This is a genomic window from Marivita sp. (assembly GCF_051859345.1).
Classification (GTDB): domain Bacteria; phylum Pseudomonadota; class Alphaproteobacteria; order Rhodobacterales; family Rhodobacteraceae; genus Marivita.
Genome location: NZ_JBHYFV010000015.1, coordinates 93453 through 103483, shown reverse-complemented (window position 1 = coordinate 103483; position 10031 = coordinate 93453). Strand labels below are relative to the sequence as shown.

Annotated in this window: 8 protein-coding genes and 1 pseudogene; all 9 read left to right on the top strand. The window is 57.9% G+C overall.

The window, feature by feature from the left end:
* Positions 1–259 precede the first annotated feature (259 nt).
* The 9 genes and pseudogenes from ACTIEN_RS11905 to ACTIEN_RS11865 all read left to right on the top strand — a co-directional run bounded on the left by ACTIEN_RS11905 (position 260) and on the right by ACTIEN_RS11865 (position 10030).
* Positions 260–1450, top strand: a complete 1191-nt coding sequence (locus ACTIEN_RS11905; protein ID WP_439523359.1) for an OsmC family protein — start codon at positions 260–262, stop codon at positions 1448–1450.
* A gap of 108 nt (positions 1451–1558) precedes the next feature.
* A complete protein-coding gene (locus ACTIEN_RS11900; RefSeq protein ID WP_439523358.1) occupies positions 1559–2599 on the top strand; it encodes a TRAP transporter substrate-binding protein in 1041 nt (346 codons plus the stop codon).
* A 6-nt stretch (positions 2600–2605) separates the two neighbouring features.
* Complete coding sequence (locus tag ACTIEN_RS11895) at positions 2606–3112, top strand: TRAP transporter small permease (RefSeq protein ID WP_439523357.1); 507 nt, start codon at positions 2606–2608, stop codon at positions 3110–3112.
* Positions 3109–4416 carry a TRAP transporter large permease gene (locus ACTIEN_RS11890; protein ID WP_439523356.1) on the top strand — a complete coding sequence of 436 codons (1308 nt, stop codon included), beginning with the start codon at positions 3109–3111 and terminating at the stop codon, positions 4414–4416. Before ACTIEN_RS11895 ends, ACTIEN_RS11890 begins: the two co-directional genes overlap by 4 nt.
* A gap of 4 nt (positions 4417–4420) precedes the next feature.
* Positions 4421–4837 carry an acyl-CoA thioesterase gene (locus ACTIEN_RS11885; protein ID WP_439523355.1) on the top strand — a complete coding sequence of 139 codons (417 nt, stop codon included), beginning with the start codon at positions 4421–4423 and terminating at the stop codon, positions 4835–4837.
* A gap of 30 nt (positions 4838–4867) precedes the next feature.
* Positions 4868–7042 (top strand): thiamine pyrophosphate-dependent enzyme, encoded by a 2175-nt coding sequence (locus ACTIEN_RS11880; protein ID WP_439523354.1) that lies wholly within the window; start codon positions 4868–4870, stop codon positions 7040–7042.
* Positions 7039–8589: an indolepyruvate oxidoreductase subunit beta family protein gene (locus ACTIEN_RS11875; protein ID WP_439523353.1), complete on the top strand. Its 1551-nt coding sequence runs from the start codon at positions 7039–7041 to the stop codon at positions 8587–8589. The genes ACTIEN_RS11880 and ACTIEN_RS11875 overlap by 4 nt, the downstream gene beginning before the upstream one ends.
* 68 nt (positions 8590–8657) lie before the next feature.
* Positions 8658–8854, top strand: a pseudogene (locus tag ACTIEN_RS11870) (IS481 family transposase); the annotation flags it as partial.
* Positions 8855–9331: 477 nt separating this feature from the next.
* Positions 9332–10030 carry a potassium channel family protein gene (locus ACTIEN_RS11865; protein WP_439523352.1) on the top strand — a complete coding sequence of 233 codons (699 nt, stop codon included), beginning with the start codon at positions 9332–9334 and terminating at the stop codon, positions 10028–10030.
* Position 10031 lies beyond the last annotated feature (1 nt).

Genomic DNA, 10031 nt, shown 5'->3' with positions numbered 1-10031 from the left:
CTGACCCTGCGCTGGGGCGAATCCGACGAAACCGCCAAGACATCCGCCGAGAAGCACAAGCAGGCGGAAATTCGGGTAAAGGTATCGCCCACACCCTATTCGCGCGCGGTGCGCGAAGGCGGCTATGCCGCTGACAGCTGGCGCGCGACCGGATTGTGATCCAAGAACTGACCCACGACAGCATAATGGAACTTGCTTTGGCAAGTGGCGTCGATGCTTCTTTGTCTATCCTGCAACAACGCGCGAAAGGTCGGCGCAGATGAAACTTGGTGACAACGTTATTGCCCAGTCAGGGCTGACCCCGTTCTTTCGAGTCTCGAATGCAAATGAAACCGGGCTTGTTGCACCTGTGATCCGAGATGGGGATGCGGTGCGGACATGGGTCCGCGCGCTGTCGGGATTTCAGAAAGAGGCGCTTGTCGTCTCAGCGCGTTCAGGCCTGATGTGGCGACTTGTCTCTGACGAAGGTGCCTATTTGAGTGGTCACGATGAGGCCCCCTGCCCGCTGTCATTCCTTACGGTGGGCATGATGTCCAGTTATATGAACGAAATCCAAGCGATGGCTGCCAAAGACGGTGTGTACCTGCGCAAGCTGCGGCTCACGCAGAACAATTACTACACAATGAAAGGCTCGATGCGTAAACGCACCATGGAAGGCGGCGCGCTTCCAGTGGAGTTGGAGGTCGAGGTCGAGTGTGATCTTGACGATGCAGCCCTCAACCAGCTTGTGATGAACGCCGTTCATGCATCACCGCTGAATGGTTTGATGCGGGGCGTTTTGCCGAGCCTGTTCACACTCACGCGTAACGGCACCCAAATAGAAACAGGTCAGGCAACAGCGCTTGAAGCGGATGTCGTAGACGATCCGTCAGGTGAGACCCCACAGCCCGACGTGTCACACCTTGCGCTGATAACACGCGACGGCATGTCGCCGCGCAAAGAGGTGTCAAAAGGAACCGCCGCTGCGGCGTCGAGCCTGTCCGACGATCAGGACCGCACCCTGAACCCCGCTGCAATCTGCACCCTGCGGGAGGATGGCATCAAGGAAATCGAACAACATCTTTATAGTCCACATGGGTCAATCTTTCGGTTTCTAAGCGAAGAGGCTCCGATAGCAGGGGGCCAAGGACGCGCGCCCGACGCTGTAAGCTTTATCTCGGCAGGCATCGCGTTTTGTTTCATGACCCAGTTCGGGCGCATGGCGTCGATGGAAAAGCTCGATCTGTCGCATTACTCCATCGTCCAGGACACGCATTTCTCGCTTGGGGGCGCGTCCGGTGGCACCGGACAATCGGGTACAGCCGATCCCGTAGAAACTCATGTCCATCTGCAAACCAGCGAAAGTGAAGACGTCGCGAAAGACATGCTTGATGTATCAGAGCGTACTTGTTTTCTGCATGCCTTTTGCCGGACGGATCTGAAAACTCGGCTCAAGGTTACACGTATCTGAGGACTTACTAATTCTGTGGATAGGCCCGACAAAACCGGGTCTAATAACATTTCAACCGCTCGTGAACCGGCATGAAGATCGGACTTGGGCATCACTGGGAGGACTACAATGCAAACGACAGCTTTCTTGAAGACCGCAACTGTTGCTGCTTCGCTTGGCCTTGCGGCCGTTTTTGGCGCAATGGCACCAACGCAGGCCGAAGCGCAAACGGAATTGCGCCTGCACACCTTCGTGCCGCCAGGCCACATCATCTACACTCAGATCCTTGAACCTCTGGCTGAGCAGATTGAAGCCGAGACCAACGGCGAGGTCACGATGACGCTGTACCCGTCGATGCAATTGGGTGGCGGCGCGCCAGATCTGATGCGACAGGCGCAGGACGGTACAGTGGACATGGTGTTCACTCTGCCCGGCTATACATCGCCACTGTTCCCGCGCACCCAGATGATTGAACTGCCCGGTCTGCGCGACGACGGGATGGCAACAACAGAATTGATGTGGGACCTTTACGAGGGCGGGCATTTTGATCCGGAATACCAGGGCCTGAAAATGATTGCGCTCTGGGCTGCGGATGATGCGGGGCTCTATACCCGCGACAAGCCGATCCGGTCCCTTGACGATATCGCGGGCATGTTGTTGCGCTCTCCTTCCGCCGCACAGGCCGCACAAATCGAAAAGATGGGTGCGACGCCTGTCGCTCTGCCGATCCCGCAGTTGTACCCGCAGCTTGAGCGTGGCGTGATTGATGGCGCTATGGTGCCGTTCACCACCATCCTTGACTTCCGCATGCATGAGGTGGCGAATTATTTCACCATCACTGGACCGCTCTTTGGTCGCTCGCAATTCGTGGTGGTGATGAATGAGGACAGCTACAATGGCCTGACTGCAGAACAGCAAGCTGTACTTGACCGCCTGACCGGTGAAGAGATCAGCCGCAAGGCAACGCAGGTCTATCTGGACCGTGCTGCGGAAAGCGTGCAGTTCGTCCGCGACGCCGAGGGCAAAGAGGTCATCGAGCTGTCTGCCGAGGACCAGGACAAAATCCGGGCCGTCCTTGCACCAATCTATGACGAATGGCTGGCTGATATGGAATCTCAGGGGATTGACGGCGCCGCCATGCTGTCAGCCGCTGGCGTCAAGTCAAACTGAGCCAACATGCTCGTCACAATCGAGAAATGGTTCGAGCGGGCACTCAAGCTGATCGCATATGCGGGCGGCTTGGTGCTTGCCGGACTGGCGGTGTTGATCATTTATGAGATCTGCGCGCGCTATTTCTTTGGCCGCCCCTTCCGGGGCGGCTACGAAATGACCCAGCTGGCCATGTCGCTGATCGTAGCCTGCGGCCTGCCATATACCGCAATCACGCGGGGCCATGTTTCGGTGGACATCCTGTCAAAGTGGCTCGACCGGCCGTCGATGCGGTGGCTTAACTTTGCTGTCCACGCCATTGGGGCGGTGATGCTGGCGATCGTTTTTTGGCAAAGCTTTGGCTATGCCCTCGGTAGCTACGGCTATGGCGATGTATCCAACATGATGCGTATCCCGAAATATCCATTCCAGATGGCCATCGCAATCGCGGCCGGCCTTTTCTCATTGGTGCTTGCCCTTGAGGCCCTTAAAGCGCTGCGTCCCGTGCAGGAATCAGAACAGGAAACCACATGACACCGACACTTGCGGGCATTCTGGGGTTCCTTGCGCTGTTCTTTTTTCTGGCGATCCGGATGCCCATTGGTATGGCCATGCTGGTTGTTGGCGGGGGCGGTATCGCGATCCTGAATTCCCCCGATGCAGCCCTGAACGTGATGGGGTCTTTCCCGTTCTCATATTCCGCCGTCTTTACGCTGAGCGTGATCCCATTGTTCGTTCTGATGGGGGCCTTTGCGAGCGTATCGGGCATGGGACAGGACATGTATCGCACGGCCTACACATGGGTCGGGCACAAACGTGGCGGTCTTGCTGCGGCAACCATTATGGCCTGCGCGGGTTTTGCGGCCTTGTCCGGGTCGTCCATTGCCGCCGCGGCAACCATGGGCAAAGTGTCCCTGCCCGAAATGGAGCGTTACAAATACGATCCCGGTCTTGCCACCGGCTCCATTGCAGCGGGCGGCACACTTGGTATTCTCATACCGCCTTCGACAGTGCTCATCGTTTATGCTCTGCTTACTGAACAATCAGTTGGGCGGCTGTTCTTGGCAGGTTTCCTGCCCGGCCTGTTGTTGACGCTCCTGTTCGTGGGAACAGTTTTTATCGTCGCCATCATGAACCCGAATGCGGGCCCTCCGGGTGAAAAAGTGCCGATGCGCGAACGCTTTAAGGTGCTTATGAATTCCGGCGCTTTGGTCTTTGTCGTGCTGATCGTGATCGGAGGCATCTATGCAGGTGTCTTTACTGTCACGGAGGCGGCCGCCGTCGGCGCAGGACTCACGTTCCTGCATGCGCTCTGGTCACGTCGTTTGACCATTGCCAGGTTCTTTGAAGCATTGCTCGACACAATCAAGACGACAGCAATGGTGTTCTTTATCCTGATCGGCGCACATTTCTTTGCGCCTTTCCTTGCCCTGACTCGCATCCCCGTTAATCTTGCCGATGCGGTGGGCGACCTCGCGATCCCCGCTCTTGCCGTGCTGCTGGTCATCATCGTGGTCTACATCGCCCTTGGAACCTTCATGGAAGGCTTTGCGATGATGGTGCTGACCGTGCCCATCGTTCTGCCCATCATTGTCGAGCTTGGCTTTGATCCGATCTGGTTCGGCATCATTATGGTTCTTGTTCTGGAGATGGGTCTGATCTCGCCACCTGTGGGTATGAATGTCTTTGTCGTCAAAGGTGTGGCCCCGCATGTCCCACTGGGGAAGATCTATCGCGGCATCCTGCCGTTCTGGTGCGCCATGGCCATCTGCGTGGGACTGCTGATAATATTTCCGCAAATCGCGCTTTTCTTACCCGACACGATGATGGGACGCTAGCACTATGGGCCTGATCAACCGACGCGATGTGTTCATCGAATGGGGCGACTGCGACCCGGCGGGCATCGTTTATTACCCCCGCTATTTTGTGATGTTCGACAATGCGACGGTGGCTTTGTTTGCCGCCGCCGGATTGCCAAAGCACGAGATGGTCACGACCTACGATATCGTCGGTATCCCAATGGTCGACACGCGGTCGCGCTTTCACATTCCGTCGCGTTGGGGCGATACGATCACGATAGAAAGCCGCATCGCACAGTGGAAGCGATCAAGTTTTGATGTGGAACACCGGGTCTTCAAGGGCAGCGATCTTGCCATCGAGGCATGGGAAACCCGTGTCTGGGTCGGTCGACACCCTAATGACCCGGAGCGCATCAAGAGCCAGGAAATCCCGCAAGACGTAAAAACCCGTTTCGACTGAACCGAAGACGCAAGGTAGGAGGAAACCTCGATGGAAGTTTCGTTTCACAAGGAAATTCAAGACCTCAAACTTGGTAACGGTGAGACGTTTCACGGCGAAGGCATTCTGGCAGTCACCAAGGCTCTGCTGCAATCCGGCGTCAGCTATGTCGGTGGCTATCAAGGCGCGCCCGTAAGTCACCTTCTTGACGTGCTGCTTCAGTCCGAGGACATCCTGGCGGATCTTGGCATCCATCTGGAAACTTGCACCAGCGAAGCCGCTGCGGCGGCCATGCTTGCTGCGTCTGTGCAATACCCCATTCGCGGTTGCGTGACGTGGAAATCCATCGTTGGAACCAATGTCGCTGCGGACGCGCTCTCGAATCTTGCCTCACCAGGGGTAATCGGCGGGACGCTCATCGTCGTGGGCGAGGACTATGGCGAAGGAGCAAGCGTCATTCAGGAACGCACCCATGCATTTGCGATGAAATCGTCGCTCTGGCTGCTTGATCCCCGCCCCGAACTGCCCAAGATCGTCGAAATGGTCGAGAAAAGCTTTGAGCTGTCCGAGGCCAGCAACACCCCCGTGATGATGGAACTGCGCATTCGCGCCTGCCATGTCTTCGGCAGCTTTGAGACCAAAGATAACATCCCGGCGCTGAATTCCACACGCAACAAGTTCAGCGAACCGGCGCCCTTTGTCTATGACAGGCTCGCCCATCCTCCCGTGACCTTCAAACAGGAAGCCGACAAGGTCGAACGCCGCCTGCCTCTCGCACGGGATTACATCCTGCGTGAAAAACTGAACGAGCTTTTCGGTCCGGCTGCGGGCGATATCGGGATCATCACTCAAGGCGGATTGTACAATAGCCTGAACGGGTGTCTTACCGAGGCGGGCTTGTCTGATATCTACGGCGATTTGGCTGTGCCAACGCTTGTTCTGAACGTCACGCATCCTTTGGTGCCCGAGCAGATCACGGAGTTTGCACGCGGCAAATCCGCCATTCTTATCGTCGAGGAAGGCAACCCCGAATATATCGAATTGGCTGTGGGCAAAATCCTGCGTCAGGCGGATCTTCAAACCAAGATCCATGGCAAGGATATGCTGTCCCTGACAGGTGAATACACGGCTCCTGTACTGGGTCGAGGACTGGCGCGCTTTCTGTCCGAATACGGGCGCGATCCCGGCGGACTTAGCCAATGGCTTGACGCGGTGGACACGAACCGCAAGGCGCTGGAGGACACCGCAGTCGCGCCGCTGCCGCCACGCCCACCCACCTTTTGCACTGGCTGTCCCGAACGCCCGGTCTTTACGGCAATGAAATTGGTACGCGAAGAACTGGGCCCGGTTCACGTGTCGGTCGATATCGGCTGCCACGCATTGGCGACCTTTCCACCGTTCAGTCAGGGTCACTCGATCCTTGGCTATGGCATGTCTCTTGCCGCCAACTCTGCCGTTTCCGGCACACAGGAAAAGCGCCCTTTTACAGTGATGGGCGACGGCGGGTTCTGGCACAACGGACTGCTGACCGGGGTCGCGGGGTCCGTGTTCAACAAGGACGACTCGGTCCTCGTCGTGATGGACAATGGCTACTCCAGTGCAACCGGCGCGCAGGATCTGCCCTCGAGCAAACCCAAGGACGTGGGACGCGGCAAGGGTCTCAACATTGACAAGGCGCTCAAGGCAGTGGGCGTCAAATGGATCAAACGGGTCGACAATTACAAGCTTTCGACGATGGTAGACGTCCTGCGCAAAGCCCGCACAACCAAGAATCCCGGGCTCAAAGTGATCCTTGCCCAAGGCGAATGCCAATTGGCCCGACAACGCCGCGTGCGCCCCGCGATGGCCAAGGCAGTGGCCAAGGGCGACCGTGTCGTGCGCACACGCTATTGGGTCGATGAGGACACCTGCACGGGCGATCATAGCTGCATCCGTCTGTCGGGCTGTCCGTCCCTGACGATCAAGCCCAACCCTGACCCTTTGCGCAGTGATCCGGTGGCCCATGTGAATAATGATTGCGTCGGCTGCGGCTTGTGCGGCGAAGTCAGCCATGCGGCCCAGCTTTGCCCGTCTTTCGCACAGATTGACATTATTCAGAACCCAACCGCGTGGGACCGTGCCTTGCGCAATTTGTCGGATCGGCTGATCCGTCTGTTCGGCGGCGAAACGGAACCGATGGGCGGCAAGTCACCAGCGCCCTCAGGCCACGGGGTGCCCGCGGAATGACCGGGCCGTCAGATACCACGCCCGTCCGCCTGCTGATCGCCGCGATGGGGGGCGAAGGCGGTGGAGTGCTTGCAGGATGGCTGACCGAGGCCGCGCTGGATACAGGCCTTTGGGTGCAGCGCACCTCCGTCCCCGGCGTTGCACAACGCACCGGGGCCACGACCTATTACCTCGAATTTCTGCCCCGCACAGGTCCGCAGCGCCCGGTGATGAGCCTGCATCCCGCCCCCGGCCGCGTCGATGTGATGGTCGCAACCGAACTGCTCGAAGCAGAGCGGATGGTGCGCGCAGGGTTCGTGACGCCGGATCGCACCACGCTGATCGCCTCGACCCACCGCACCTTCACGGTTGACGAAAAAAGCGCAATGTCAGACGGACGGTTGGACCCGGAACCGATGATCGCTACCTGTCGCAGCTTTTCCAAATCCGACTTGATCCACGATCTTTCCGAAGTGGCCACGCGCCATTCCTGCCACCTGAACTCGGTCGTGATGGGGCTGGTTGCGGGCGCCGGGGTTTTGCCCTTGTCCGAGGAAAGCTGTCGCAAGGCCATTCAGTCGGGCAAACGGGCGTCCGACGCCAACCTGAGGGGTTTCGAGGCCGGTCTCGCGCTTGCGCAAGATCGCGGCGCGGTGCCGAATTTGCGCGGCTCAAAGGGTGCGCCGCCTGTCGTCATTGCTAGGACGCCAACACCCACTCTCGCAGCCAGCCCTGAAACGGACTTTCTGCCACCCGAAGCTGCTGGCTTTGCCGCCGAAGGGATGCGCCGCCTGACGGATTTCCAGAACGCCGACTACGCCAATGTCTATCTCGACCACCTTCGCCGTATCGCGACACACCCGGCGGCCACTGCCGACATGCTGTCAGCACTTGCCCGTCACATGGCCGTGCGCATGAGTTATGAAGACACGCACCGTGTTGCCCAGCTCAAACTGCGTCAGGCCCGACTTTCTCGTGTGAGGGCCGAAGCCAAAGCCCGTGATGGCGACATCGTCGATGTGGCCGAATACATGAAACCCGGCCCCGAAGAGATTTTCGGAATGCTACCTAAACATCTAGGAGCACGCCTGACTGCCTTTTCAGAGCGCAAGGGTTGGTCGTCGAAATCCATTCCGATGAAAGTGCGCACCACGCGGTTTTCCGGCTTCATCCGGCTTCGGTTTCTTGCCACTGCGCGCCGTTGGCGCCATCATAGCCTGCGCCATTCGGAAGAAATGGCGTGGCTCACGACATGGCTTGGCCATATAGAATTGGCGCTTGATACCGCGCCTGAAGCGGCGGTCCAGATTGTCGAAACCGCCCAGCTCGTCCGCGGCTATGGCAACACCTACAAACGGGGGCTGCAAAATTGGCGTTTGATCGAAACGGAAATCATCCAGCCAGGTCTGGACGGCACTCTTAAGCCTGACATGCTGGCCGATGGCGTCATTCAGGCGCGCCTCGCTGCGATCAAAGATCCTGACGGAACAGCGCTCAACAAGACGATCTCGGCATTCCGCGCAGTTGCGGGGTCCAGCGCGAAACCCGCGGTCCAGCTGGCACAGTAGGTGTTTGATCCCACGGTTTGATGGTGCGATCCTCTTTCAGGAATGAAAGGCGAAGCACTATGGAATGAGTTCGTTACAGCAGCGCTACAACTCACGCCGTCAGATCTGCAAGGGAGCGATCGCAAACTTCGCTTGCGCAACTGAGCCGGGAGCTCGACCAACCCCAAGACCGTCGCGAAATGGCGCAATCGTGTGACTGTGGAAGATTTCGTCATAACCGCGTTCGACGGTTCTGACCGACGCGGAGGAGGCGATGGTCGTGGCATGATCGGTTCGCACATGCAGAGAACATCCAGAATCCGCCCATTCTGCAGAAAGCACCAGATCCACACACTCGGTATTTGCTGCCGCCCGGCACGGCCCCATGCATCGCCTTCCAATAGCAACGGCGCTGGTCCTTGACTCGGATGAGGTTCCCTTCGGTTCGTCGCAGTGAGTCCATTCCATTGAAGCATGGAGGTCTTGATGGCGGTTGCGATCACACAAACGGATTTGTCGGCGCGTCGACTTTCAGCGCAAGATCGAAGCGCGCTTCGACATCGCCACCGTGTGCTCGATTACCACCCGAGAATATGCCAAAGCGGTCAAAGTCTAAGGCCATTGGTATAAAGAGCCCGAAGCAAACTTACGCACCGCCGACCTCGACAGCCAATATTGGGCGTTTGGCCTCTTTCGTTGCTTTCGCAGCCCTGCACCGGCTGCCTAAGCATGTTGACAAATTGCTGCGTCGCGGCGAGTTTCTTTGGATTGGGATCAGGGATCGCGAGTTGAAGGCATGAAGAACTCCGGCAACCGTACATTTGGGGTCGTAGGACTTGGAAACTTCGGAAGCACAGTTGCCAAGGAGTTGCAGCGATTTGGCAATCACGTCATCGGGATCGACATCTCCGACGCGCGCGTCATGAACCTTGCTGACACGCTTTCACAGACCATGATCGTCGATGCGCGCGATGATGCTGCCTTGCGCGAAGCGGGGTTTGGGGACTGTGATGTGGCCGTCGTTGCCATGGGCGATGATCTGGAGGCCAGCATCCTTGCGGCCATAAACCTCAAACTCGTCGGAGTTCCGGTTGTTTGGGCCAAAGCCACGACCAAGACGCATCACCGTATCCTGAGCAAACTAGGTGTTGACCGGATCATTCATCCAGAGGTGGAGGTTGGCCAGCACATTGCACAGGTTTTGCATAATCCGCTCGTCCGTGACTATGTCAGTTTGGGTAACGGGTATCACGTTGTGAACTTTCGCATCCCTGAAAGCCTTGAAGGCAAGAGCCTGGAAGACCTGCCGCATGGCGAGAAGTTCAATCTGCGTTGCATCGGGGTCATGCGCGGAACTGAATTCGTTGGGCAAGACGCGACAGGATGCCAATTGGAACGGGATGATCTCCTGCTGTTGCTAGGCCAGCGCAAGGACCTGCGCAATTTTGCTGCCAGCCTTTAAC

Excerpts from the sequence above, each read along its gene's own strand:
- ACTIEN_RS11905 (WP_439523359.1), top strand. The coding sequence starts at position 260 with ATGAAACTTGGTGACAACGTTATTGCCCAGTCAGGGCTGACCCCGTTC.
- ACTIEN_RS11900 (WP_439523358.1), top strand. The coding sequence starts at position 1,559 with ATGCAAACGACAGCTTTCTTGAAGACCGCAACTGTTGCTGCTTCGCTT.
- ACTIEN_RS11895 (WP_439523357.1), top strand. The coding sequence starts at position 2,606 with ATGCTCGTCACAATCGAGAAATGGTTCGAGCGGGCACTCAAGCTGATC.
- ACTIEN_RS11890 (WP_439523356.1), top strand. The coding sequence starts at position 3,109 with ATGACACCGACACTTGCGGGCATTCTGGGGTTCCTTGCGCTGTTCTTT.
- ACTIEN_RS11885 (WP_439523355.1), top strand. The coding sequence starts at position 4,421 with ATGGGCCTGATCAACCGACGCGATGTGTTCATCGAATGGGGCGACTGC.
- ACTIEN_RS11880 (WP_439523354.1), top strand. The coding sequence starts at position 4,868 with ATGGAAGTTTCGTTTCACAAGGAAATTCAAGACCTCAAACTTGGTAAC.
- ACTIEN_RS11875 (WP_439523353.1), top strand. The coding sequence starts at position 7,039 with ATGACCGGGCCGTCAGATACCACGCCCGTCCGCCTGCTGATCGCCGCG.